Consider the following 21,755-nt stretch of genomic DNA (forward strand, 5'->3'; position numbering starts at 1 on the left):
ATGTCAGTGCTGCATGCCTGCCATGGGTTCAATCGGCTTCACCGGCAGGCTCAACTCCAGCTTCTGGCCATCATCCATGGTCAATGTCAGCGGGAAAGGGGTGCCCTGGGAGAGCTCGCGCACCTCGAACAGCATGATGTGAAAGCTGCCGGGTTTGAGCGCCACTTCCCCCTTGGCCGGCACCTCAATGCTCTCGACCTGGCGCATCTTCATCACACCGTTCTCGTGCAGATGGGTGTGCAGTTCGGCGCGGCCCACCTCGGGCGAGGCGGCAGCCACCAGCTTGACCGGCTGATCGGCATCATTCTTCAGCACCAGAAAGGCGGCGGTGTTGGGCGAGCCCGGCGGCAGCAGGCGCACATAGCCGTCGACGGCCTCGACCTTGGCCAGGGCGGGAGCAGCCAGCCCCAGGGCCAGCAGGGAATAGAACGCACGTTTAAACATGGTTGAAATCCTTTTATGATGTTGTTAAACGCAGCAAAGATTACCGCAGCAGTAAGCTTTTGACAGCCAGCAATAACAAGGATTTAGACATGGACCCCATTATCATTGTCGAGCAGCAGGATGGCTTGCTCACCCTGACCCTCAATCGTCCCGACAAGCGCAATGCTCTCAATACCGCCATGTATCGTGCGCTCACCGACGCCTTGCGACAAGCGACGGAAGATGACGCCATTCACGCCCTGCTCATCCAGGGGCAGAGCGACTGCTTTACCGCCGGCAATGATCTGGCCGATTTCGTGGGGAAAGAGACCCTGGTGGCTGACGACCCCATCTTGCAGTTCCTGCACACCCTGGCCGACTTCCCGAAACCGGTGATCGCCGCGGTCGGCGGTGCGGCGGTGGGGATTGGCACCACCCTGCTGCTGCACTGCGATCTGGTCTATCTGGCCGACAATGCCCGCCTGCAACTGCCCTTCGTCGAGCTGGGGCTGGTGCCGGAGTTTGCTTCCAGCCTGTTGCTGCCGCGCAGCGTGGGTCACTTGAAGGCGGCGGAGCTGTTGCTGCTGGCCGAAGCCATCGATGCCGACGAGGCACTGCGGCTGGGGCTCGCCAACCGGGTGTTGGCGGCCGCAGCCCTGCTCCCCTTTGCCCGGGAGCAGGGTTTGAAACTGGCGGCCAAGGCGCCGAAGGCACTGCAAAAGAGCAAGGCGCTGCTCAAGCAGGAGCTCAGGCAGGCGGTGCACTTCGTCATCGATCTGGAGGCGCGCGCCTTCTCCCTCGCCCTGCAGGGGGAAGAGGCACAAACGCGGATCGCCCAGCGCCTCAAAGGCCGTAAATGATCCTCAGTTGAGGCGAAAGCGGCCGATCAGCTCGCAGCCCTGCACCTGATCCTGCAGCTGGATCAAGCGGGCGATGTCGGGATTGGGGTGGCGCTTGAGGAAAGAGAGCAGCGCCGCCCGACAGCAACCCAGTTCGCTGATGAGGGATTCGCACTCCTGGTTCGGGCACTGGGGCACCAATGCCGTCACCAGCTCGGAGGCCAGCTTGAGGTAGCGCAGCTCGTAGGCCGGCTCCTCCATGGCGCGCCAGAAATCGGCCAGCCGGTGGCAGGTCGCCACCCGCATGCTGGCCAACTCGTCCAGCTCGCCGTCACTCAATTCATACACCTCGGCGAGGGCCTGCTGATAGAGGCAGATGGCGGTGCCGAGCGCGCCCGCGCCCAGTGCGTTTTCAGCCTCCAGCATGTAACGCTGCCAGATTTGATGGGTCATGCCGATCTCCCAAGTTGATGGGTGGGACTTTTATCATGCCCAGTTGAGAATGAATATCAACCCGATATTTCGTGCAGGTTTTGACCAGATAACGATGCTTGGCTTGGCCCCCATCCCCATATGACTTACCATGCCGATCCACTCTTCAGGACCCGCACACTCCATGCTGCGACCCCGTTTACCCCAGGATCTGGGCTGCTCGACCCTGTGCGTGCCCCGCCTGCTGGTCTGGATCTATTAGCTGCGCTCCTCGCGTCATCCACCCTATCCATTTGAACGAGGAGACAATCATGAAACCCTGCCAACACTGGTCGCAGGTCGAGTACCTGCACCTGACGGTAAGCAACCCCAACATCCACCTGAAGGGGCGCCACAGCTACTACTCCGGCGCCTGGGACGGCCCGTTTGAAGAGGCCGCCGTGCGCTATCTGCACGGCGACAGTTTCAGCCGCAGCCCAGAGACCGGCTGGGAGCCGCTCTGGCACATCGATCAGCTGCATATCGGCGACTATGTGCAAATAGCCGCCGGGGTGAAGATCCTGATGGGCGGCAACCACACCCACAATGCCGACTTCATCAGCACCTATCCGTTTGCCGATCTCGACGCCCTCCAGCGCAGCTATCGCCCTGCCGGCGACACCCACATCGGCAACGACGTCTGGATCGGCATGGACGCCATGATCATGCCGGGGGTTACCCTCGGCGACGGGGCCATCATAGCGGCGCGCGCCTTGGTCAATCAGGATGTGCCGCCCTATGCCATGGTGGCAGGCACGCCGGCCAAGGTTATCAGGATGCGTTTTGCTGAGGAGGAGATCGCCCGCTTGCAGGTGCTGGCCTGGTGGGAGTGGCCGGATGCCCAGGTGCAGGCCTTGTTGCCGCTGATCCAGCAAGGCGAAGTGACCCTGCTGGAACAGGCCGCCGCGCACTGGCAGCAGGCCCGGCAACCATCATGACGAAGCGGGGGGCATTGGCCCCCCGCAGTTGTTTTGATAGCGGCTATCCCCTCAGTTGCCGCTGCGCGACTGATTGACCCGGCACTGCTTGCCGGGATAACCGGGCAGATCCGCCGCCTTGCTGCTGCACGCCAGCCGCTTGGCCTGATAGAGGCGATCCGCCAGGTTGGCGCTGTCGACCGGCAGCCAGTCCATCTGCTGGCCGAGCCAGCTGGCCCAGGCAAACTCGACGAAGTAGACCTGCTCACGCTTGTCGAAATAGCCCGCATCCTGCAGCAGCCCGGCCACCGTCCGGTAGGGGTAATCCGGCAGTTCACCGATGTGGGCCGGCAGTTGCTGCGGCGTCAGTGCACCGCCCTTTTCATCCTTGAGCCAGGCCCAGTGGTTGCACTGCATCTGGCTCCAAAAGTTCTCCTTGTCCTGCAACCTGGCGATCACCTTGACCCGCACCTGCTTCACACCAGACTGCCACAGCGCCTTGGTCAGATGGTGCCTGTCCACCAGCCAGTAACCGCCATCGGGCGCAATGACGATGGGGATCTCTTTCTTTTTCATCAGCTTGTCGAGCTGCTTTGCACTCTTGCCCGCCAGCTCGGCCTGGGTGTTGTCGACCTGGATCTGGCCCACGCCGCCCTGGGTCGGATGCAGCTGATCTATGTTCACCTCGCACCAGCTGCCAACCTGACTCTCGCGCTCACACGGCGCCAGTGCCCAGGCCCCCTGACTGATGGCCAGGGCCAACAGGATCCATGTTCTCATTGCTCACTCCTCTGCCCGAATGGCGGGTCAAATAAGATGCCGGGGAGTCCCCTCATCCAAGGGACTCATACTGGCGGTCTGACCAGCAAACGGGATATCATGATTTCCCGTCTGTCGGCGATCACTTCTCGCCGAGTTTTCACCCAGCTTCACACTATTTGAAGGATCAACCATGAAAGGATGGAGTCCCCTGCTGGCCCTGCTGGGCTGTGCCTGTGTCCAGGCTGCCGATGTTCCACCCGGCACCCAGCTCGCTGCCGAACAGGCCGTCGTGCGTCACCTGAAAGACGAACCGGCGAGCCTGAGCCCGCTCAAGCTGGTCGGCCTGCCCGAGTTGCAGGTACTGCGGGATCTCTACGAGGGGCTGCTGACCCAGGGACCGGACGGCAAGGTGCAGCCTGGGGTCGCTGCCAGCTGGGACAACCAGGGCAATCAGCGCTTCACCTTCCATCTGCGACCGGATGCCCGCTGGTCCAACGGCGATCCCGTGCAGGCCGCCGACTTCGTCTACGGCTGGCGCAAACTGGTCGATCCCAAAGAGGCCGCCACCTTTGCATGGTTTGCCCAGCTGGCCCGCTTCGACAAGGTGGATGAGATCGTGGCCGGCAAGCTGCCCCCCGCAGAGCTCGGAGTGAAGGCCCTCGACCAGCATACCCTGCAGGTGACTCTCTCCCAGCCGGTGCCCTACTTCCTGAGCCTGCTGACCCACCCCAGCCTGTCGCCGCTGCATCGCGCCAGCATGGAGCAATACGGCAACCAGTGGACCCAGCCCGGCAAGCTGGTCGGCAACGGCGCCTTCGTGCTGAGTCACCGGGTGGTGAACGAGAAGCTGGAGCTGACCCCCAACCCCTACTACTGGGATCGCGCCCATACCGTGCTGACCAAGGTCACCTTCGTACCCATCAACCAAGAGAGCGCGGCCACCAACCGCTACCTGGCCGGCGACCTGCACATCACCGAATCCTTCCCCAAGGAGCAGTATCACAAGCTGATGCAGCAGATCCCGGGCGAGGTCTATACCCCGGATCAGCTCGGCACCTACTACTACGCCTTCAATACCCAGCGCGCCCCCCTCAACGACGTACGGGTGCGCAAGGCGCTCTCCTACACCATCGACCGTGGCCTCATCGCCAGCAAGATCCTGGGCACCGGAGAAAAACCTGCCTATCACTTCACCCCGGACGTGGTTGCCGGCTTCGAGCCCAAGGCCAACCTGCTCTCCAGCAGCAGTCAGCAGGAGCTGGACGACAAGGCCAGAGCCCTGCTCAAGGAGGCGGGCTACGGCCCGACCAACCCGCTCAAGCTGACCCTGCTCTACAACACGGCCGAGGTACACAAGAAGATGGCGCTGGCCATCGCCAACCTGTGGAAACAGAAGCTGGGAGCCCGGGTCGAGCTCACCAACCAGGAGTGGAAAACCTATCTCGACAGCCGCCAGAGCGGGGAGTTCGAGGTGATCCGCTCCTCCTGGGTGGCCGACTACAACGACCCGTCCGCCTTCCTCGGCCTGTGGGGCTCCCACCACAGCGGCAACATGGCCCGTTTCGCCAACGCCGGCTACGATGCCCTGCTGGCCAAGGCTGCCAACAGCCAGGATCCCCGTGAACGGGCCCGCCTGTTCGATGAGGCCGAAACCATACTGCAGGACGAGGCGCCCATCGCCCCCATCTATCAGTACACCAACGCCCGGCTGATCAAGCCCTGGCTCAAGGGCTATCCCATCAACAATCCGGAAGACGTGGCCTACAGCCGCCAACTCTACCTCGTCAAACACTGACCCTGTGGGGGCCGGCCATGCCGGCTCCCTCTCTTCCCCTGTTCATGCTCAAGTTTTCGGCATAGAATGCCGCCCTTTCAGACAACCACACCCCTCAGTCACCGATGTTGTTATGCGCTATTTATTGATGATCGCCCTGCTGGCGGCCCTGCCCGTCCAGGCGGCCAGCGAGGCACAATGCCGCCAGGCCTTCACCGAGTGGATGCTGGCCCAGCACAAGCAGTTCAGCGACCGCAAGGCCAGCAAGATGGAGCGGCGCAGCGCGGAGCGGGCCATCGATCAGGTGCGCAGCGAGTTCTCGAAGCGGGAGAGCTTCTGTCAGGCCATGGAGTGGGTGGAACACAACCGGGATCAGGATCCCCGCTTCACCCCGCGGATCGGGGAGATCCACGACTTCACCCCGCCGGCCGACTCGCCGTCATGAAAAAAGCCCCGAACCTGCGTTCGGGGCTTTTTCTGGGCATGACAGGTACCGATATCAATCGACGTAGAAGGTCTGCTGGAAAGTCAGCGTCTGCTGCTGTCCCTCCCCCATGATCTTCAGGGTGAACTGGTAGGTATCCTCGTTGCGGTAGGGCAGCACCGCCAGATAGTAGATGGCATCCCCCTCCTTGACCTCCTGGAAGCTCAGGTTGCGGATGGTGCCGGTGAGGTTCTTGGCCTCGCCGCTGATCCCCACCGCCTGGGCGACCCCCTGCTTGTTCTGCACCGCAATGTTGACGATGCCGTTGTAGCGGCTGCGCTCCAAGCCGTAGGCCTTGGCCACCTCGGGGGTGAGGAAGCTGGAGTTGAAGGCGCTGTAGTGCACCTGCCAGGGGCCCAGTTCCTTCATCTGTTCGGCCCGCAGGGGCAAGGTCAGCAGCAGTGCCAGCAGGCAGCTTATCCAGGCTGTTTTCATGGTGTCATCCTTCTCGTGTTAACCCTGATTGTCCAGCAGGGCACTGACCTCGGCGGGGATCTGCCTGGGCGCCTCGATGGCGACCGTCTTGTGCCGTCCCAGCTCCCCCCGCACGATACGAACCTGCCCCTTGGCCACCTTGAACTGCTTGGCCAGATACTTGATCAAGTGGCTGTTGGCCTGGCCATCCACCGGCGGCGCCGTGATGGCCACTTTCAACTCTTCTCCATGCAATCCGACGATCTGATCCCGACTCGCCTTGGGCTGGATCATCAGATGCATTATCAGCTCATCCCCTTCCCGCAGGACGGCTGCCATCAAATCACCCACCACAGCTGGCCGAACAGATCGCCCAACAGATAGTTTATGGCCTGCAGCCCGATAAAGGCGACCAGCACGGAGAGATCCAGCCCGCCCAGTGCCGGCAGAATGCGGCGGATGGGGGCCAGGAAAGGCTCGGTCAGCTGGTGCATCACGTATTCGATGGGGTTGCGACCCTGGCTGACCCAGCTCAGGATGGCGCGGATCAGCAGCACCCAGAAAATCATGGAGCCGGCCTTCTTCAGCACGGTGAGGCCGGCAAACAGGCTGAGGGTGAGCCAGTCGGCCAGCAGCACGTTCATGCTCTTGAGCAACGCCAGCTTGGCGAAGGCGATGATGATGGCCAGCAGCACAGAGGCCATGTCCAGCCCGCCAAACCCGGGAATGACCCGGCGCAGCGGCACCACCAGCGGATTGGTCAGCTTGACCACCATCTGGCTCATGGGGTTGTAGAAGTCTGCGCGGGCCCACTGCAGCCAGACGCGCAACAGCACCACCATGAGATAGAGGTCAAAAATCGTGTTAATCAGAAAGTAAGCAGTGTTCATCTGGGCTCCAGGTTGAGACAGAGAGTAAGAGAAATCGGGTTCAGAACAGGGTTTCCATTTCGCCGGCCCGGGCAACGGCCGCCTGCATGGCGTGTGCCGTCAACGGCATCAGTCCCTGCTGCTGGAAAGTCTTGATCGCCTCGGCGGTGGTGCCGCCCTTGCTGGTCACCTGCTCGCGCAGGGTCTGCAGCGACAGCTCGGGATTCTGCTCGACCATGGCGGCCGCACCAAGGGCGGTCTGCTGCACTAGCAGGCGGGCCTGCTCGGGGGAGAAGCCCATGGCCTCGGCCTCCTCGGCGATGGCCTGCATGAACAGGAAGAAATAAGCAGGTGCACTGCCGGCCGCGGCGATGACGCCGTTGATGGCGGACTCCTGCTCCACCCAGAGGGTTTTGCCCACCGCCTGCATCATCTGCTCGGCCAGCGCGCGGTCAGCCTGCTCGATGCCGGGCGGGGCGTACAGCCCGGTCATCCCCAGCCCCAGCAGAGAGGGGGTGTTCGGCATGGTGCGGATGATCCGGCCATGGCCGCCCGCCATCTCGGCCAGCCGCGCCACCTTGATGCCGGCGGCGATGGAGATGAGCAGCTTGCCCTCCAGCGTGCCCAGCTGTTCCACCAGCGCGCTCAGCATGGCGGCCATCAGCTGCGGCTTGACCGCCAGCACGACCACCTCCGCCGCCCGGACTGCCTCGGCGTTGTCCTGGGTGATGCGGATGCCGTAGTCGTTGGCCAGCGCATCCAGCTTGGGCCGACTGGGGTTGGCGGCGATGATCCGGTCGGCCGGATAGCCCGCCTGAACCAGACCGGCAATGATACTGCGGCTCATGTTGCCCGCCCCGATAAAGGCGAGGATTCTATGCTGCATCAAACGCTCCTGTTACCTGAAAAAAGCACTGCCCGATGCATCGCATCCCGGGCCTTGCTCATGAATAGTCGCGGGCACCGAAGATGGCGGTACCGATCCGCACCATGGTGCTGCCGTGGCCGATCGCCAGTTCGAGATCCTCGGTCATCCCCATCGAGAGGGTGTCGACGCCCGGGTATTGTTGCGCAAGCTCGGTGAACAGAGTCTGCATGCGCACCATCTGAGCGGCCAGCACCGCCTCGTCGCTGGTGTGCTCCGGAATCGCCATCAGGCCGCGCAGCCGCAGCCGTTCACAGCGGGAAACCAGTTCGGCCAGGCGGAAAATCTCTTGCTCCGACGTTCCGGATTTGCTGCTCTCTCCGCTAATATTGATTTGCAGACAGACATTTAGCGGCGCGAGCCCACTCGGGCGCTGATTGTTCAGGCGTTCGATCAGCTTCTCTCTGTCCACGCTCTGCACCCAGTCGAAGCGCTCGGCCACCAGCTTGGATTTGTTCGATTGCAGCGGGCCGATAAAGTGCCACTCTATGTCTGCACAGGCCCCTTGCTCACGCAGGGTATCTATCTTGGTCGCCGCTTCCTGGGCGTAGGATTCGCCAAAGCGGCGCTGGCCGGCGGCATAGGCCTCGCAAACGGCCTCCAGCGGTTTGGTCTTGCTGACCGCCAGCAGCTGGATGTGATCGCGGCTTCGGCCCGCGCGACTGGCGGCTTGTACAATACGTTCCTTGACCTGAAGCAGGTGCTCGGCAATCTGGTTCATGTTTCGTTAGTGATCTTGTGATGGGAGAATGACAAATCTATGGATATCACAGAGTTATTGGCTTTCAGTGTAAAACATAAAGCCTCGGATCTACACCTCTCGGCCGGGGTTCCCCCGATGATCAGGGTTGATGGCGAGGTTCGCAAGATCAATTTGCCCGCCCTGGAACACCGGGAAGTGCACGCCCTCATCTACGACATCATGAACGACCACCAGCGCAAGGAACTGGAAGAGAACTTCGAGGTGGACTTCTCGTTCGAGGTGCCGAACCTCGCCCGCTTCCGGGTCAACGCCTTCCAGCAGGCGCGCGGCTCCGGCGCGGTATTTCGGACCATCCCCAGCACGGTGCTGAGCCTCGAAGATCTGGACGCCCCGGAGATCTTTCGCAAGATTGCCGAATACCCGCGCGGCCTGGTGCTGGTGACCGGCCCGACCGGCTCGGGTAAATCCACCACCCTGGCGGCCATGGTCAACTACATCAACGAGAACTTTCATCACCACATCCTCACCATCGAGGATCCCATCGAATTCGTGCACGAGAACAAGCGCTGCCTGGTGAACCAGCGGGAAGTACACCGCGATACCAAGAGCTTCAGCAACGCCCTGCGCTCGGCGCTGCGGGAAGACCCGGACATCATCCTGGTGGGCGAGATGCGTGACCTGGAGACCATTCGCCTCGCCATGACCGCGGCCGAAACCGGCCACCTGGTGTTCGGCACCCTGCACACCTCGTCGGCCGCCAAGACCATCGACCGGATCATCGACGTCTTCCCCGGTGCGGAAAAAGACATGGTGCGCTCCATGCTCTCCGAGTCGCTGCGGGCGGTCATCTCCCAGACCCTGCTCAAGCGCATCGGTGGCGGCCGGGTGGCGGCCCACGAGATCATGATGGGTATTCCCGCCGTGCGTAACCTCATCCGGGAAGACAAGATTGCCCAGCTCTACTCGGTGATCCAGACCGGGATGACCCACGGCATGCAGACCATGGACCAGAGCCTCAAGCAATTGGTAAGCCGCGGCGTAGTGGCGGCGCTGGATGCCAAGGCCAAGGCGGTTGATCCCAACACCATCTAACCACGACGAATCTAGGGAAGGAGTCGTTATGAATCTGGATGTCCTGCTGACCGAGCTGGTCGCCCGCAAAGGCTCGGATCTGTTCATCACGGTCGGCACGCCGCCGACCCTCAAGGTCAACGGCCATCTGCAGTCGCTGGCAGAAGCCCCCCTCGACAAGGCAAGGGCGCTGGCGCTGGTCAAGGAGACCCTGAGCCAGGAGCACTTCGAGCGCTATCTGCATACCAAGGAGGCCAACTACGCCATCCACCGCGAGGAGCTTGGCCGCTTTCGGGTCAGCGCCTTCTGGCAGCAGGAGCTGCCGGGCATGGTGCTGCGCCGTATCGAGACCCGCATCCCCACCTTCGACGAGCTGGCGCTGCCCCCCATCCTGCAGGAGATCGCCCTGGCCAAGCGCGGGTTAGTGCTGTTCGTCGGTGCCACCGGCGCCGGCAAATCCACCACCCAGGCGGCCATGATCGGCTATCGCAACCAGCATGTGGACGGCCACATCCTGACGGTGGAAGATCCGGTGGAGTTCGTGCATCAGCACGGCCGCAGCCTGATCACCCAGCGCGAGGTGGGCATAGACACAGCGTCGTTCGACGTGGCGCTGAAAAGCTCGCTGCGCCAGGCCCCTGACGTGATCCTGATCGGTGAAATCCGCAGCCAGGAGACCATGGAGTTTGCCCTGCAGTTTGCCGAGACTGGCCACCTCTGCCTCGCCACCCTGCACGCCAACAATGCCAACCAGGCGCTGGACCGCATCCTGCACCTGGTCCCTCAGGAGAAGCACCGCCAGTTCCTGTTCGATCTCTCCTTCAACCTGCGTGCCATCGTGGCCCAGCAACTGCTGCCCAGCCTGGACGGTCGCCGTCGCTGTGCGGCCTTCGAGGTGCTGCTCAACACCCCGCTCATCACCGATATCATCCGCAAGGGGGAGATGCACCGGCTCAAGGAGGTGATGACCAAGTCCACCGAGCTCGGCATGCAGACCTTCGATCAGGCGCTGTTCGCCCTGTTCTGTGCCGGCCAAATTGGCTACAGTGAGGCCCTTGCCCATGCCGACTCGGCCAACGACCTGCGACTGCTGATCAAGCTGTCGGGGCGCGAGCAGCTGGGTGCAGGCACTCTCGACAACGTCACCCTGGATGAATGAGGGGCGTGCGTCACCGCTATAAAGGATCGTTATGCTGATTGTGGTTTCCCCGGCCAAGACGCTGGACTACGAGTCGCCGCTGGTGACTTCCCGTTTCACCCAACCCGAGCTGCTGGACCACTCCGCCGAGCTGATCGGCCGGGCCCGCCAGCTGAGCCCGGACCAGATCGCCAGCCTGATGAAGATCAGCGACAAGCTGGCCGGCCTCAATGCCGCCCGCTTTGCCGACTGGCAACCCGACTTCAGCCCGGCCAACGCCCGCCAGGCGCTGCTGGCCTTCAAGGGGGATGTCTACACTGGGCTGGCGGTGGAGGATTTCAGCGAGGCAGATCTCGACTTCGCCCAGGCACACTTGCGCATGCTCTCCGGTCTCTACGGGGTGCTGCGTCCGCTCGATCTGATGATGCCTTACCGGCTGGAGATGGGGATCCGCCTCGACAACGGGCGTGGCAAGGACCTCTACCAGTTCTGGGGCGACATCATCACCGCCCACCTGAATAAGGCGCTGGCCGCTCAGGGAGACGAGGTGCTGATCAATCTCGCCTCCGACGAGTACTTCAAGTCGGTACGTCCCAAGGCCCTGCAGGGGCGCATCATCACGCCGGTGTTCAAGGACGAGAAGAACGGCCAGTTCAAGATCATCAGCTTCTACGCCAAGAAGGCGCGCGGCATGATGGCCCGTCACATCATCAAGCACAGACTCACCAAGGTGGAGCAGCTGACCGGGTTCAACGCCGATGGCTACTACTTCGTAGCGGAAGAGTCCGACGCCAATACCCTGATGTTCAAACGCGCTGAAAATTAATTACAACCCGAGGGAACCAAATTCAGGATCCCCAAGTCTGAATAGGTGAATCCTCTGTTGTAAGCACTTTTTATTGGCCGACGTTTATACGTCGGCTTTTTTCTTTTCTGGCCCCCGTCGAGTGGGCAGCAGATAGCACAACGGCCATCCGGAGATGGCCGTTGTGGCGGGCAGGCTTACTTCTTTTTCTTCTTGGCCGACTTCTTCTTGTCGTCCTTCGGCTTTTTCTTCTTCACCGGCACCCGCGCTTCCTTGTGTTTGGGGCGCAGTTCGTCGATCACCCGACGCTTGAGGCGCTCTTCGGTGTAACGCTCGATCTTGGCGACCATCGCCATGTCGTGGGCTTCCACCAGGCTGATGGCGCAACCACGGTTGCCGGCACGGCCGGTGCGGCCGATCCGGTGGACGTAGACATCGGCGCCGTAGGGCATGTCATAGTTGATGACATGGCTGACGTTGGGCAGGTCGATGCCGCGGGCGGCCACGTCGGTGGCGATGAGGAAGGGCACTTCCCCTTCATGGAACTTGCGGATCGACTCGATGCGCTTGCTCTGCTCCATCTCGCCGCGGATCCAGGCGCAGGAGACGCCAGCCGCCTGCAGCTGACCGGACAGCTCCGCCAGCCGCTCACGGGTCTTGACGAAGATGATGGCTTTCTGGGTCTCGGGATCTTTCAGGATGTGCACCAGCAGGGCCAGCTTGTGAGCGGCATCGTCGGCTAGGTGCACCCACTGGGTGATGGGGCGACGTTCGCTGCGGGGCGGCTCGGCGTGCAGCTCCACCGGCTCCTTCAGGATATCGTTGGCGAACTTCTCGAGACCGGCCCCTTCCAGGGTGGCGGAGAACAGCATGGTGTGCTTGCGATAACGCGCCTCTTCCACGATGCGGTTCACATCCTTGATGAATCCCATGTCCAGCATGCGGTCCGCCTCGTCCAGCACCAGTACCTCGATGTCGTGGCTCTCGAACTCCTCTTTCTCGATGTACTCGAGCAGCCGGCCCGGGGTGGCCACCACGATGTCGGTGGTTTTGGTCAGGGCCGGCAGTTGCTCTTCATGGCTGACGCCGCCAATGATGGTCTCGATGCTGAGGTTGGTGTGGGCTGCAAGCGCCTTGGCGTGAGCGGTGACCTGCAGCGCCAGCTCGCGGGTCGGGGTCAGCACCAGCATGCGGCACGGGCCCGGCTTGCGGCGCGGGAAGTCCAGCAGATGCTGCAGGGCGGGCAGCAGGAAGGCAGCGGTCTTGCCGGTACCGGTCGGCGCGGATGCCAGAATATCGCGGCCGTCCAGGGCTGGCTCCAGCACCATCTGCTGAATGGTGGTGGGGCGGGAGAAACCCATCTCGGCCAAGGCCCGGTTGAGGGCTGGATTCAGGTCGAAATCATCAAAGGACTGGCTCATGGCAATACTCGGTCATTAAGGAAACCGCAGATTATAGGCGATTATGTCGTCGGCTCCTATGGCGACTGTGGCTTAGTCGCTATAATCGCCGACCATTTTCTGCGGCGCTGGCACAGGACGGGAGTCGGATGGGACGAAACAGCGGTTTTACCTTCAAGCAATTTCACGTCGATCACGATCGCTGCGCCATGAAAGTCGGCACCGATGGCATCCTGCTCGGCGCCTGGGCACCTGTCACCAACGCCCGCCGGGTGCTCGACATTGGCAGCGGCAGCGGCCTCATCGCCCTGATGCTGGCCCAGCGCAGCCCTGCCGACTGCCGCATCGATGCGGTAGAGCTGGATAGCAATGCAGCCCGGCAGGCTCGCGAGAATGCGGCAGCCTCCCCCTGGCATGAGCGGGTCACCGTCATCGAGAGTGCCATTCAAACCTATCAGGCCACCCCTTACGATCTCATCGTCTCCAACCCGCCCTACTTCGTGGCGGGCCAGTCATTTCGCGATCCGGCCAGGGCACTGGCACGTCATACCGGCGGCCTCGACAGCCGGGATCTGCTGGCCGCCTGTGACCGACTATTGGCCCCCAACGGCGAGGTTGCGCTGGTCGTGCCAACGGCCATGGCCGATGAAATTTTATGCATCTCGGCGGATTATGATCTGCACGCCGTTTGTTATACAGCTGTTATCACCAGAGCTGGAAAAGAGGCAAATCGTGTTTTATTGCGACTTGGCAGAGGATTAAACAAGTGTGAGCAGGGTGAAATTGTGATCCATTCTGCTGATGGAACCTATTCCGACAGATACATCCAACTAACCAGCCCCTTCTATTTGAAGATGTAAATTTCGTCTTGAACTATTTTTTCACGCCATTATGCTGGCTTCTAAACGAGCGCCCGCTCAAGACCAGCTCAAACCACTGGTTGCGATGAAAAAACAAGCGGGGCTCCTTTTTTTTACCCCTGAACAATATCGGTCACTGACCAATAAAAAACTATAACAAGCAATAGTTTACAAGACAGACGAGGTTGAACTTGACGAAATCACTCACATTGTCCGACGTGCTCGGATTGGGCTTCATGACCTTCGCCTTCTATCTGGGCGCCGGCAACATCATCTTCCCGCCGCTGGCCGGTTACATGGCAGGTGAGCACCTCTCTCTCGCCATGCTGGGTTTCCTGGTCACTGCCGTCGGCCTGCCCCTCATAACCATCATCGCCGTCGCCAAGGCAGGCAACGGCTGGGCCGGCATGACCAAGCTGCTGCCGGCCGGCGTCGCCACCGCACTGGCCGTCGCCATCTACATCATCATCGGTCCGGCCTTCGCCGCTCCCCGTACCGGGCTGGTGGCCTACGAAATGGGCCTCAAGCCTTTCATCGGTGACATGGGTCAGGCCGGTCTGGCTGCCTACACTGTGCTGTTTTTCGGCGTGGCCATCCTGGTCTCCATGAATCAGGGCAAGCTGATGGATGCCATCGGCAAATACCTGACCCCGGTGCTGATGCTGTTGCTGCTGACCCTGGCCATCGGCGTGTTCGTCGCCCCGCAAGGTGACATGCCTGCCTCTTCCGGTGACTATCAGAACGGCCCCTTCGTGAAAGGGATCCTGGAAGGCTACAACACCATGGACACCCTGGCGTCCCTGATGTTCGGAGCCCTGATCGTCGACCTGCTGCGCCAGAAAGGCATTCATGACTACCAGAGCCAGTTCAAGTACCTGGCCATTGCCGGCATCATCTCCGCCATCGGTCTGTCCGTGGTCTACGTCTCCCTGTTCCAGCTGGGCAACACCGCAGCCGGCGTCGCCACCGACATCAGCAACGGCGGCGCCATCGTCAACGCCTACGTGTTGAGCCTGTTCGGGCAGCCGGGTCAGTTCATCCTGGCCGCCATCATCACCCTGGCCTGTTTCACCACCGCCGTGGGCCTGATCTCCGCCTGTTCCGACTTCTTCCACAACTTGACCGGCATGAGCTACAAGAAGCTGGTGGTGTTGCTGGGGGTCATCTGCGCCGTGGTCGCCAACGTGGGCCTGAGCCAGCTCATCAGCCTCTCCATCCCGGTGCTGGTCGCCATCTACCCGGTTGCCGTGGCACTGGTGCTGGTCACCTTCCTGAAGGGTTACTTCGGTCGTCCGCGCCTGGTGTTCCGCGCCGTGCTGATGGTCGCCTTCCTGTTCGGCTGCCTGGATGGTCTGGGCGCCGCCGGCATGAAGATGGATGCATTTGCCTTCCTGCCGCTGTTCGACAAGGGCCTGGCCTGGCTGCTGCCGACCCTGCTGGCCTGTGGCCTCGGCATGGCTGTTCGCTCCGGCGAGAAACTGGCTGCCGAAGCTGCCTGATTTCACTCCCGTCCATCTCAAAGAGCCTGCCTTGCGCAGGCTCTTTTGTTTGTCTGCCAACAGCCTTTTACCACCCGTTACCCCTTTCCTGCGGCCAGCCCCCTGCCGCCATGTCTACCTCCTTCACTGCTGCCAACCGCTGGCTAATCGGTGATTTATTCTGGCCAATTAAATTGTTTCAAGATATTAATGTGTGATTGAGATCAAATTTCTCTTCTTTATGCTCAGAAGAGTGCTCCTTCGCCGATGTGCTCATCGTGGAGGAGAGGGAAGCATTGTTATCCGGTTATCTGCCAGGCAGTGGGTGCAATCAACAAGAACAAGCTGATAAGGCAGATGAGGTCAGGTTTGACGAAATCACTGAAGTTGTCCGACGTATTCGGACTGGGTTTTATGACGTTTGCTTTCTATCTGGGGGCAGGCAACATCATTTTTCCACCGCTCGCCGGCTTTATGGCCGGTGAACATTTGATGCCAGCCATGGTCGGCTTTCTGCTGACAGCGGTGGGTCTCCCTCTGCTGACGCTGGTCGCCGTTGCCAGAGGCAGCGCCGGACAAGGCAGCAGCGGCTGGACGGCAATGACCCGCTATCTGCCGACCTGGGCGGCCACGGCGCTGGCCATCGCTATCTACATCATCATGGGGCCGGCCTTTGCCACTCCCCGCACCGGGCTGGTGGCTTATGAAATGGGGCTCAAACCCTGGCTTGGCGAAGCTGGCCAGCACGGGCTGCTGCTCTACAGCCTGCTCTTCTTCGCGCTGGTGATCCTGGTATCGCTGGATCGGGGCAGGCTGCTCGATGCGGTGGGCAAGTACATGACGCCTGTCTTGATGGTGATGTTGTTGATCCTGGCGGTCGGAGTCTTGGTTGACCCGCAAGGTACCCTGCCAGAGGCCAGCGGCGACTACACGGATACGCCGCTCATCAAGGGGATGCTGGAGGGGTACAACACCATGGATACCCTCGGCTCGCTGATGTTCGGTGCACTCATCATCGGTCTGCTGCAACGCAGGGGCATCGAGGACTACCCGAGCCAGTTCAAGTACCTGACCATCGCGGGCCTCATCTCGGCAGTTGGCCTCTCGGCGGTCTACATCTCCCTGTTCTATCTGGGCAACAGCGCGGCGGGCGTGGTCACCAACGTCGACAATGGCGGCGCCATCGTCAACGCCTATGTACTGAGCCTGTTCGGCCACTACGGCCAGTTGATCCTGGCCGCCATCATCACCCTGGCCTGCTTCACCAGCGCGGTCGGCCTGCTCTGCGCCAGTGCCGACTACTTCCACGGTCTGGCCGGCTGGACATACCGCAAGTGGGTACTGCTGATGGGGTGTGTCTCCATCCTGGTGGCCAACGTCGGGCTGAGCCAGCTCATCAGCCTCTCCATCCCGGTGCTGGTCGCCATCTACCCGGTCGCCATCGCACTGGTGCTGGTGACCTTTGTACAGGGTTATTTTGGACGGCCACGACTGGCGTTTCGCGCCGTGCTGCTGGTGGCTTTTCTGTTCGGCTGTCTGGACGGGCTGGGCGCGGCCGGCATGCAGATGGATGCGTTCGCCTTCCTGCCGCTGTTCGACAAGGGACTGGCCTGGCTGCTCCCCACCCTGCTGACCTGCGGCTTCGGCATGCTGCTGCGCCCCCGCGACGATCTGGCCGCCGAAGCGGCCTGATCAACCGGGCGACCAACGACAAGAGGCCAGCATTAGCTGGCCTCTTGCATTGCATCTGTCACCCTGGCTGCTACAGCAGCGGGTCTACCTGCTTGGGTCTGCCTGCCAGACCATACCAATGGGTCTCCACCCGCCCGGCATGCCACTCAAAGGTGCCCCAGGGCTGGTCTGCCTGCCAGCGCGGAAAGTTCACCACCACCCGGTTGTCTTCGTACTTGTAGAGCGAGGTGGTGATCTGGAGGTCAGACAGGATGAGCAGCAGGGCCCAACCGATGAAGAACCATTTCAGCGCTTTCCACATAGGATTACTCGAAACAGATCTCGATGGTGGCACGACCAAAATCTGATTCGAACGGCATCATGATCTTGGTGCCATCGGCACGATGAGTGATGGTGTGGTTGGGGCCGGAGACGATGATGGGGGTCGCCATGTCGAACTCATACCCCTTCTCCCCCAGCATGCGCTTGGCGCCGCCGGTCACCATGTTGGTGATCTCGCCCACCATGTCGGTCACTTCTTCATTGATGGTGGCCGGTGCCTCGCCCAGCATCCGGCGCATGATCTCCAGCGCCAACCCCTTCTCGAAGCTGATAGAGAGCGAGCCGCGGGTCTGCGGGCCGACCATGCCGATGAGACCGGAGACATCGCCGCGCGCCAGCTCGTCCATCTTGCGTTTGGGTTTGCCCGGCTTGAGCTCGAGCTGTGCCATGGTAGAAAGCACATTGAGCAGGGAGAGCAGGAACGGGTTTACAAAATCAGCCTTCATGTTGACTTCCTACGGTGGGCGTACAGCGAGCACATTGGCCATGTGCCTCTATTGTCTTATTGGTAATAGTAAAGCCATGCAAGTGGGCTTGCTCGGAAAACGCGCCATCGATCGCCGAGTCATGCAACTCGACCACCTCGCCACACCGATCGCAGATGAGCAGTTGCATCGGGTGGGCATGATCGAAGTGACAGCAGAAAATGAAGGCGTTGAGCGACTCCACCTTGTGGGCAAAGCCCTGTTCGAGCAGAAAATCCAGCGCCCGATAAACGGTTGGCGGCTTGGCATGGGCCTCGGTCTGCTGCAACTGGGCCAACAGATCATAGGCGCTGATGGCATTGCCGTGGGCAGCCAGCAGCCTGAATACCTGACGCCGGGTAGGGGTGAAGCGGATCCCGCGTTGTTCGCAGAGTCGTTCGGCTCGTTGTAAAAGTTGGTCTTGATTCATGATCACGCAATTACCCTTTTTATTAGCCGGATACTATCACAGGGCCCCCTTTGACGCGGTGACAAAATTCATTTTCTGGGGCTGCCTCACGTTGTGGTAAAATCCGCCCCCTTTGTTTAGCCAACCCGGATGATTTTTATGCAGGCGCAGCGTTTTTCCATCGCCCCCATGCTGGACTGGACCGATCGGCATTGCCGTTATTTCCATCGTCTGATGACTCGCCAGACCTTGCTTTATACCGAGATGGTGACCACCGGCGCCATCATCCACGGCAAGGGCGATTATCTGGGTTACAGCGAGCAGGAGCACCCCATCTCCCTGCAGCTGGGTGGCAGCAATCCGGCCGATCTCGCACGCTGCGCCAAGCTGGCCGAGGAACGCGGCTATGACGAGGTGAACATCAACGTCGGCTGTCCCTCCGATCGAGTGCAAAACGGCCGCTTTGGCGCATGCCTGATGGGCGAACCCGCACTGGTGGCTGACTGCGTCAAAGCGATGCGCGATGTGGTCGATATCCCAGTGACGGTAAAGACCCGTATCGGTATCGACGATCAGGACTCCTACGAATTTCTGCAGGCCTTCATCGAACAGGTGCGCGATGCCGGTTGCGACACCTTCATCGTCCATGCCCGCAAGGCGTGGCTGAGCGGCCTGAGCCCCAAGGAAAACCGCGAGATCCCGCCGCTCGATTATCCCCGTGTCTATCGGGTCAAGCAGGATTACCCGGATCTAACCATCGCCATCAACGGCGGCGTCACCTCCATGGAGCAGACCCTCGAACACCTGCAGCACCTGGATGGTGTCATGATGGGGCGCGAAGCCTATCAGAACCCCTACATTCTGGCGCAGGTGGACAATCTGGTATTCGGCCAGAACAATGCCGTGCCGAGCCGCCATGAGGTGGTGCGGATGATGCTGCCCTATATCGAGCAGGAGCTGGCCAAGGGCAACTATCTCTCCCACATGACCCGCCACATGCTGGGGCTGTTCCAGAACATGCAGGGAGCCCGCGCCTGGCGCCGCCATCTGAGTGAAAACGCCTGCAAGCCGGGAGCGGATATCCAGGTAGTGCTGGATGCAATGGCCAAGGTGCCGGAATTCGCCACCACGGAGGCGGCGGAGTAACCATGTACCGTTTCACCGGCTCCTGGCTGCACAAGGCCATCGTCCGGCTCTGCGCCGGCCTGCTCGCCATTCTTGGCATCAAACTCAGCGCCTTTTACTTCCTCGGCTTGCTCATCGTGCTGGGGCTGCATCGGGATCAGCTGCTCGGCTGAGTTCACCCCGCGTCGACCAATAAAAAACCGGCAACACCCAGTGTTGCCGGTTTTTTATTGTCTCTTCAGCCTCGCTAATCGCCTTTGTCCACGAACTGCAGCTCGGGCGCTCTGGACGTCAGCACATCGGCGCAATAATCCCAGGTCGAAATGCGGTAGTGCTGCAGATCCTCGTCCAGGTGCAGGCCGTCCGACTCCTGATGGAACCAGCTGGCAAACCGGGACGGGGTGATGAGCTGGATCTGCTCCTCGATGGCATGGCTATCCTTGCCCTCCGCCAGATCGCAATCCTCCATTACCCGCACCGCGTAAATATGGCGAAAATAGACCCGACAGAGGATCTGCGGCGGCAGATCGATGCTGCGAGCCCTGCCCAGCATGATGGTGAGGGAGTCGCTCCAGATATCCTGATGAAGTTCGGCCACAACCAGGCCCGGGGGGAGTTGGCGGGACGGAGCCCAAGGTACGGCAACCTGCCGAATGGCATTTTTCTGTTCCATCATCCACCTCACTACGGCGCACGCCATATCTTGAGTGTATCTGAAACAATTTCCGCTGACGATGGCAATAAAAAACCCGGCTGGCGCCGGGTTTTTGGGGATTACTTGACGGCGTCTTTGAGCGCCTTGCCTGCCACAAAGGACGGCACATTCGCGGCTGCAATCTGGATCTCTTTACCAGTTTGCGGATTGCGACCGGTACGGCCAGCACGATGGTTCACCTTGAAGGTGCCAAAACCCACCAACTGCACAGCATCACCTTCTTTCAGGCTCTGGGTAATACCATTGATGATCTCTTCCAGAGCGACTTTGGCCTGAGCTTTGCTCAGATCTGCTTTGGCTGCAATTGCATCGACAAGTTGAGCTTTGTTCATAACATTTCCTTTATGATCGGGCATTTAGCACCGGGCCACTCTATTCAAAAAAAAACACTCAGGCAAAGGCTTTATCAGCCGGATTGGCTTGAATGCTGGGGTTTTCATCAAGATCTGCGGAAATAGTCACATATCTCGCCCCTTCGTGATCGTAATTGACGGGAAGAGGAGAGCAAATGATGGTGCCTTGTAACCAAAACGCCACCCGATGTAACAATATCCCCATGCCCCTATTGACGGTCAACTGGATTTTCCCTAGTTATAGGAGGGTGTCGTCAGTCAATAAAAAGGCCGGAGGCCCGTTACGATAGCACTCCATGCCTATGCCCCACGGAGGGACTATGTTAACTGAACTGGAACAAACCAAACGCGCATTGGCAGGAAAGCACAGAGCTATCGACGACTGGCTGGATGCCAGGCAGGCATTGCTGGTCGAATACATGCGGCTTGCCGGACTGACCCCCGCCCGCACCAAGCAGCGTTCGCTGCCCGGCCATGTGGAACTGCAAGGCTTCTGTGAACGCCTGGTCGACTACGTCAGCGCCGGACACTTCGAGATCTACAACCACGTGGTGACCGCCTTCGAACAAGCCAGCGGCGACAAGCTGGAACTGGCGAAACGCATCTATCCCCATATCCGGGCTTGCACCGAGTTTGCGCTGGAGTTCAACGACAAGTACAGCAATGCCGATGAGGCCCAGTTGCTGTTGCTGGATGAGGATCTGAATCAGCTGGGCCCCGTGCTGGAAGATCGTTTCAAGCAGGAAGATCGGCTGATCAAGGCACTGCAGGTCGTGGAGTCACTCAGCGCCCAGCAGGTTTGATATCCAATTTCGGAGCCAGTTCAAGATCCTGATGTGCAAGGTGCATTACACTCTATGTCATGACCTTTAGCTCCAATTCCTATTGCTGACAGGAGATGAGAATGTCCGAGCGTCGCCGTTTTTCACGGATCCTCTACTTGACCATGGCCGACCTCGTCCAGGGAGATAAGAAATGGCGGACCCAGCTGGTGGATATCTCCCTGCAGGGCGCCCTGTTGATCCGGCCCGATGACTGGGAAAGCCACGACAACAAAGAGTATTCACTCAGCTTCGTGCTGAGCGGCAGCGACATCGAGATCAAGATGCAGGTCATGCTGACCCATGAAGCCAGCAAGAAGCTGGGATTCTACTGCCATCACATCGACATCGACAGCGCTACCCACCTCAAGCGGATGATCGAGCTCAACGTCGGCGATGAAGACTTGCTGCACCGGGAGCTGGAGCAGCTGCTGAGCGAACATCTCGAACACCCTCACCCCTGAGCGATATACCCGATGTAAAAAGGAGCGCCATTGCGCTCCTTTTTATTGCCTGCCTGCG

The 21,755-nt window shown here is 60.6% G+C and carries 29 protein-coding genes; 14 read left to right on the forward strand and 15 right to left on the reverse strand.

What is annotated here, in order from left to right; all coding sequences use genetic code 11:
* Window positions 1-3: 3 nt before the first annotated feature.
* Window positions 4-444: a copper chaperone PCu(A)C gene (locus tag AHA_RS18455; protein ID WP_011707377.1), complete on the reverse strand. Its 441-nt coding sequence runs from the start codon at window positions 442-444 to the stop codon at window positions 4-6.
* An 89-nt stretch (window positions 445-533) separates the two neighbouring features.
* Here AHA_RS18455 and AHA_RS18460 point away from each other — a divergent pair, with 89 nt between their 5' ends.
* The gene (locus AHA_RS18460) at window positions 534-1,283 is read left to right on the forward strand and encodes an enoyl-CoA hydratase-related protein (protein ID WP_164927747.1); all 750 of its coding nucleotides are present in this window, start codon (window positions 534-536) and stop codon (window positions 1,281-1,283) included.
* Window positions 1,284-1,286: 3 nt separating this feature from the next.
* Here the strand turns inward: AHA_RS18460 and AHA_RS18465 are convergent, their stop codons facing one another.
* Window positions 1,287-1,715, reverse strand: a complete 429-nt coding sequence (locus AHA_RS18465) for a DUF2753 domain-containing protein (protein WP_011707379.1) — start codon at window positions 1,713-1,715, stop codon at window positions 1,287-1,289.
* Between the two features lie 290 nt (window positions 1,716-2,005).
* Between AHA_RS18465 and AHA_RS18470 the strand changes: the two genes are divergently transcribed.
* Window positions 2,006-2,671 carry a CatB-related O-acetyltransferase gene (locus tag AHA_RS18470; RefSeq protein WP_011707380.1) on the forward strand — a complete coding sequence of 222 codons (666 nt, stop codon included), beginning with the start codon at window positions 2,006-2,008 and terminating at the stop codon, window positions 2,669-2,671.
* A 51-nt stretch (window positions 2,672-2,722) separates the two neighbouring features.
* Here AHA_RS18470 and AHA_RS18475 read toward each other — a convergent pair whose 3' ends face one another.
* Entirely contained in the window at window positions 2,723-3,430 is a 708-nt protein-coding gene (locus AHA_RS18475) for a ParB-like protein (RefSeq protein ID WP_011707381.1), read from the reverse strand.
* A 172-nt stretch (window positions 3,431-3,602) separates the two neighbouring features.
* Between AHA_RS18475 and AHA_RS18480 the strand changes: the two genes are divergently transcribed.
* Window positions 3,603-5,207 (forward strand): peptide ABC transporter substrate-binding protein, encoded by a 1,605-nt coding sequence (locus AHA_RS18480; RefSeq protein ID WP_011707382.1) that lies wholly within the window; start codon window positions 3,603-3,605, stop codon window positions 5,205-5,207.
* A 112-nt stretch (window positions 5,208-5,319) separates the two neighbouring features.
* Window positions 5,320-5,631 (forward strand): hypothetical protein, encoded by a 312-nt coding sequence (locus tag AHA_RS18485; protein WP_042064670.1) that lies wholly within the window; start codon window positions 5,320-5,322, stop codon window positions 5,629-5,631.
* Between the two features lie 54 nt (window positions 5,632-5,685).
* Here the strand turns inward: AHA_RS18485 and AHA_RS18490 are convergent, their stop codons facing one another.
* Genes AHA_RS18490 through AHA_RS18510 form a run of 5 tightly spaced genes read right to left on the reverse strand, consistent with a single transcriptional unit; the run spans window position 5,686 to window position 8,599 of the window.
* On the reverse strand, window positions 5,686-6,105 hold the full coding sequence (locus tag AHA_RS18490) for a DUF4426 domain-containing protein (protein ID WP_011707384.1): 420 nt from the start codon (window positions 6,103-6,105) through the stop codon (window positions 5,686-5,688).
* Between the two features lie 18 nt (window positions 6,106-6,123).
* Window positions 6,124-6,423 carry a DUF167 family protein YggU gene (yggU, locus tag AHA_RS18495; protein ID WP_011707385.1) on the reverse strand — a complete coding sequence of 100 codons (300 nt, stop codon included), beginning with the start codon at window positions 6,421-6,423 and terminating at the stop codon, window positions 6,124-6,126.
* On the reverse strand, window positions 6,423-6,974 hold the full coding sequence (locus AHA_RS18500; protein ID WP_011707386.1) for a YggT family protein: 552 nt from the start codon (window positions 6,972-6,974) through the stop codon (window positions 6,423-6,425). The genes yggU and AHA_RS18500 overlap by 1 nt, the downstream gene beginning before the upstream one ends.
* 40 nt (window positions 6,975-7,014) lie before the next feature.
* Window positions 7,015-7,839 carry a pyrroline-5-carboxylate reductase gene (gene proC / locus AHA_RS18505; protein WP_011707387.1) on the reverse strand — a complete coding sequence of 275 codons (825 nt, stop codon included), beginning with the start codon at window positions 7,837-7,839 and terminating at the stop codon, window positions 7,015-7,017.
* 58 nt (window positions 7,840-7,897) lie between these two features.
* Entirely contained in the window at window positions 7,898-8,599 is a 702-nt protein-coding gene (locus AHA_RS18510; RefSeq protein WP_011707388.1) for a YggS family pyridoxal phosphate-dependent enzyme, read from the reverse strand.
* Between the two features lie 39 nt (window positions 8,600-8,638).
* Between AHA_RS18510 and tapT the strand changes: the two genes are divergently transcribed.
* The 3 genes from tapT to yaaA are packed head-to-tail and all read left to right on the forward strand — an operon-like array spanning window position 8,639 to window position 11,616.
* The gene (gene tapT / locus AHA_RS18515) at window positions 8,639-9,673 is read left to right on the forward strand and encodes a type IVa pilus ATPase TapT (RefSeq protein WP_011707389.1); all 1,035 of its coding nucleotides are present in this window, start codon (window positions 8,639-8,641) and stop codon (window positions 9,671-9,673) included.
* Window positions 9,674-9,701: 28 nt separating this feature from the next.
* Window positions 9,702-10,811, forward strand: a complete 1,110-nt coding sequence (tapU, locus tag AHA_RS18520; RefSeq protein ID WP_011707390.1) for a type IVa pilus ATPase TapU — start codon at window positions 9,702-9,704, stop codon at window positions 10,809-10,811.
* Between the two features lie 31 nt (window positions 10,812-10,842).
* A complete protein-coding gene (gene yaaA / locus AHA_RS18525) occupies window positions 10,843-11,616 on the forward strand; it encodes a peroxide stress protein YaaA (protein WP_011707391.1) in 774 nt (257 codons plus the stop codon).
* A gap of 176 nt (window positions 11,617-11,792) precedes the next feature.
* On the opposite strand, the gene srmB is transcribed toward yaaA, so the two are convergent.
* Window positions 11,793-13,016: an ATP-dependent RNA helicase SrmB gene (gene srmB, locus AHA_RS18530; protein ID WP_011707392.1), complete on the reverse strand. Its 1,224-nt coding sequence runs from the start codon at window positions 13,014-13,016 to the stop codon at window positions 11,793-11,795.
* 128 nt (window positions 13,017-13,144) lie between these two features.
* Here srmB and AHA_RS18535 point away from each other — a divergent pair, with 128 nt between their 5' ends.
* From AHA_RS18535 to brnQ (AHA_RS18545), 3 genes are all read left to right on the forward strand, one after another.
* Window positions 13,145-13,855 carry a tRNA1(Val) (adenine(37)-N6)-methyltransferase gene (locus tag AHA_RS18535; RefSeq protein ID WP_011707393.1) on the forward strand — a complete coding sequence of 237 codons (711 nt, stop codon included), beginning with the start codon at window positions 13,145-13,147 and terminating at the stop codon, window positions 13,853-13,855.
* Window positions 13,856-14,046: 191 nt separating this feature from the next.
* Window positions 14,047-15,354, forward strand: a complete 1,308-nt coding sequence (brnQ, locus tag AHA_RS18540) for a branched-chain amino acid transport system II carrier protein (protein ID WP_011707394.1) — start codon at window positions 14,047-14,049, stop codon at window positions 15,352-15,354.
* A gap of 393 nt (window positions 15,355-15,747) precedes the next feature.
* The gene (gene brnQ / locus AHA_RS18545; RefSeq protein WP_237702015.1) at window positions 15,748-17,025 is read left to right on the forward strand and encodes a branched-chain amino acid transport system II carrier protein; all 1,278 of its coding nucleotides are present in this window, start codon (window positions 15,748-15,750) and stop codon (window positions 17,023-17,025) included.
* A 70-nt stretch (window positions 17,026-17,095) separates the two neighbouring features.
* Here brnQ (AHA_RS18545) and AHA_RS18550 read toward each other — a convergent pair whose 3' ends face one another.
* The 3 genes from AHA_RS18550 to zur are packed head-to-tail and all read right to left on the reverse strand — an operon-like array spanning window position 17,096 to window position 18,240.
* Window positions 17,096-17,326, reverse strand: a complete 231-nt coding sequence (locus tag AHA_RS18550; protein ID WP_016351978.1) for a hypothetical protein — start codon at window positions 17,324-17,326, stop codon at window positions 17,096-17,098.
* Between the two features lie 4 nt (window positions 17,327-17,330).
* Window positions 17,331-17,792 (reverse strand): chemotaxis protein CheX, encoded by a 462-nt coding sequence (locus AHA_RS18555; RefSeq protein ID WP_011707397.1) that lies wholly within the window; start codon window positions 17,790-17,792, stop codon window positions 17,331-17,333.
* The gene (gene zur / locus AHA_RS18560) at window positions 17,782-18,240 is read right to left on the reverse strand and encodes a zinc uptake transcriptional repressor Zur (RefSeq protein ID WP_011707398.1); all 459 of its coding nucleotides are present in this window, start codon (window positions 18,238-18,240) and stop codon (window positions 17,782-17,784) included. Before zur ends, AHA_RS18555 begins: the two co-directional genes overlap by 11 nt.
* Before the next feature lie 138 nt (window positions 18,241-18,378).
* On the opposite strand from zur, the gene dusA reads away from it, so the two are divergent.
* Together dusA and AHA_RS21735 are read left to right on the forward strand one after the other, a co-directional pair.
* Complete coding sequence (gene dusA / locus AHA_RS18565) at window positions 18,379-19,365, forward strand: tRNA dihydrouridine(20/20a) synthase DusA (protein WP_011707399.1); 987 nt, start codon at window positions 18,379-18,381, stop codon at window positions 19,363-19,365.
* Between the two features lie 2 nt (window positions 19,366-19,367).
* On the forward strand, window positions 19,368-19,517 hold the full coding sequence (locus tag AHA_RS21735; RefSeq protein ID WP_011707400.1) for a hypothetical protein: 150 nt from the start codon (window positions 19,368-19,370) through the stop codon (window positions 19,515-19,517).
* 74 nt (window positions 19,518-19,591) lie between these two features.
* Here the strand turns inward: AHA_RS21735 and AHA_RS18570 are convergent, their stop codons facing one another.
* From AHA_RS18570 to AHA_RS18580, 3 genes are all read right to left on the reverse strand, one after another.
* On the reverse strand, window positions 19,592-20,017 hold the full coding sequence (locus AHA_RS18570; protein WP_011707401.1) for a hypothetical protein: 426 nt from the start codon (window positions 20,015-20,017) through the stop codon (window positions 19,592-19,594).
* 101 nt (window positions 20,018-20,118) lie between these two features.
* Complete coding sequence (hupA, locus tag AHA_RS18575; RefSeq protein ID WP_005305063.1) at window positions 20,119-20,391, reverse strand: nucleoid-associated protein HU-alpha; 273 nt, start codon at window positions 20,389-20,391, stop codon at window positions 20,119-20,121.
* Between the two features lie 58 nt (window positions 20,392-20,449).
* Window positions 20,450-20,635: a hypothetical protein gene (locus AHA_RS18580; protein ID WP_130631666.1), complete on the reverse strand. Its 186-nt coding sequence runs from the start codon at window positions 20,633-20,635 to the stop codon at window positions 20,450-20,452.
* A 97-nt stretch (window positions 20,636-20,732) separates the two neighbouring features.
* Between AHA_RS18580 and AHA_RS18585 the strand changes: the two genes are divergently transcribed.
* Window positions 20,733-21,215 carry an Rsd/AlgQ family anti-sigma factor gene (locus AHA_RS18585; protein WP_011707403.1) on the forward strand — a complete coding sequence of 161 codons (483 nt, stop codon included), beginning with the start codon at window positions 20,733-20,735 and terminating at the stop codon, window positions 21,213-21,215.
* A 101-nt stretch (window positions 21,216-21,316) separates the two neighbouring features.
* Window positions 21,317-21,697: a PilZ domain-containing protein gene (locus tag AHA_RS18590; RefSeq protein ID WP_011707404.1), complete on the forward strand. Its 381-nt coding sequence runs from the start codon at window positions 21,317-21,319 to the stop codon at window positions 21,695-21,697.
* Window positions 21,698-21,755: the final 58 nt, after the last annotated feature.

The sequence above is a fragment of the Aeromonas hydrophila subsp. hydrophila ATCC 7966 genome, from assembly GCF_000014805.1.
Classification (GTDB): Bacteria; Pseudomonadota; Gammaproteobacteria; order Enterobacterales; family Aeromonadaceae; genus Aeromonas; species Aeromonas hydrophila.

Coding starts and splice junctions, on each gene's coding strand:
- AHA_RS18455 (WP_011707377.1), bottom strand. CDS start 444: ATGTTTAAACGTGCGTTCTATTCCCTGCTGGCCCTGGGGCTGGCTGCT.
- AHA_RS18460 (WP_164927747.1), top strand. CDS start 534: ATGGACCCCATTATCATTGTCGAGCAGCAGGATGGCTTGCTCACCCTG.
- AHA_RS18465 (WP_011707379.1), bottom strand. CDS start 1,715: ATGACCCATCAAATCTGGCAGCGTTACATGCTGGAGGCTGAAAACGCA.
- AHA_RS18470 (WP_011707380.1), top strand. CDS start 2,006: ATGAAACCCTGCCAACACTGGTCGCAGGTCGAGTACCTGCACCTGACG.
- AHA_RS18475 (WP_011707381.1), bottom strand. CDS start 3,430: ATGAGAACATGGATCCTGTTGGCCCTGGCCATCAGTCAGGGGGCCTGG.
- AHA_RS18480 (WP_011707382.1), top strand. CDS start 3,603: ATGAAAGGATGGAGTCCCCTGCTGGCCCTGCTGGGCTGTGCCTGTGTC.
- AHA_RS18485 (WP_042064670.1), top strand. CDS start 5,320: ATGCGCTATTTATTGATGATCGCCCTGCTGGCGGCCCTGCCCGTCCAG.
- AHA_RS18490 (WP_011707384.1), bottom strand. CDS start 6,105: ATGAAAACAGCCTGGATAAGCTGCCTGCTGGCACTGCTGCTGACCTTG.
- yggU (WP_011707385.1), bottom strand. CDS start 6,423: ATGGCAGCCGTCCTGCGGGAAGGGGATGAGCTGATAATGCATCTGATG.
- AHA_RS18500 (WP_011707386.1), bottom strand. CDS start 6,974: ATGAACACTGCTTACTTTCTGATTAACACGATTTTTGACCTCTATCTC.
- proC (WP_011707387.1), bottom strand. CDS start 7,839: ATGCAGCATAGAATCCTCGCCTTTATCGGGGCGGGCAACATGAGCCGC.
- AHA_RS18510 (WP_011707388.1), bottom strand. CDS start 8,599: ATGAACCAGATTGCCGAGCACCTGCTTCAGGTCAAGGAACGTATTGTA.
- tapT (WP_011707389.1), top strand. CDS start 8,639: ATGGATATCACAGAGTTATTGGCTTTCAGTGTAAAACATAAAGCCTCG.
- tapU (WP_011707390.1), top strand. CDS start 9,702: ATGAATCTGGATGTCCTGCTGACCGAGCTGGTCGCCCGCAAAGGCTCG.
- yaaA (WP_011707391.1), top strand. CDS start 10,843: ATGCTGATTGTGGTTTCCCCGGCCAAGACGCTGGACTACGAGTCGCCG.
- srmB (WP_011707392.1), bottom strand. CDS start 13,016: ATGAGCCAGTCCTTTGATGATTTCGACCTGAATCCAGCCCTCAACCGG.
- AHA_RS18535 (WP_011707393.1), top strand. CDS start 13,145: ATGGGACGAAACAGCGGTTTTACCTTCAAGCAATTTCACGTCGATCAC.
- brnQ (WP_237702015.1), top strand. CDS start 15,748: ATGACGTTTGCTTTCTATCTGGGGGCAGGCAACATCATTTTTCCACCG.
- AHA_RS18550 (WP_016351978.1), bottom strand. CDS start 17,326: ATGTGGAAAGCGCTGAAATGGTTCTTCATCGGTTGGGCCCTGCTGCTC.
- AHA_RS18555 (WP_011707397.1), bottom strand. CDS start 17,792: ATGAAGGCTGATTTTGTAAACCCGTTCCTGCTCTCCCTGCTCAATGTG.
- zur (WP_011707398.1), bottom strand. CDS start 18,240: ATGAATCAAGACCAACTTTTACAACGAGCCGAACGACTCTGCGAACAA.
- dusA (WP_011707399.1), top strand. CDS start 18,379: ATGCAGGCGCAGCGTTTTTCCATCGCCCCCATGCTGGACTGGACCGAT.
- AHA_RS21735 (WP_011707400.1), top strand. CDS start 19,368: ATGTACCGTTTCACCGGCTCCTGGCTGCACAAGGCCATCGTCCGGCTC.
- AHA_RS18570 (WP_011707401.1), bottom strand. CDS start 20,017: ATGGAACAGAAAAATGCCATTCGGCAGGTTGCCGTACCTTGGGCTCCG.
- hupA (WP_005305063.1), bottom strand. CDS start 20,391: ATGAACAAAGCTCAACTTGTCGATGCAATTGCAGCCAAAGCAGATCTG.
- AHA_RS18585 (WP_011707403.1), top strand. CDS start 20,733: ATGTTAACTGAACTGGAACAAACCAAACGCGCATTGGCAGGAAAGCAC.
- AHA_RS18590 (WP_011707404.1), top strand. CDS start 21,317: ATGTCCGAGCGTCGCCGTTTTTCACGGATCCTCTACTTGACCATGGCC.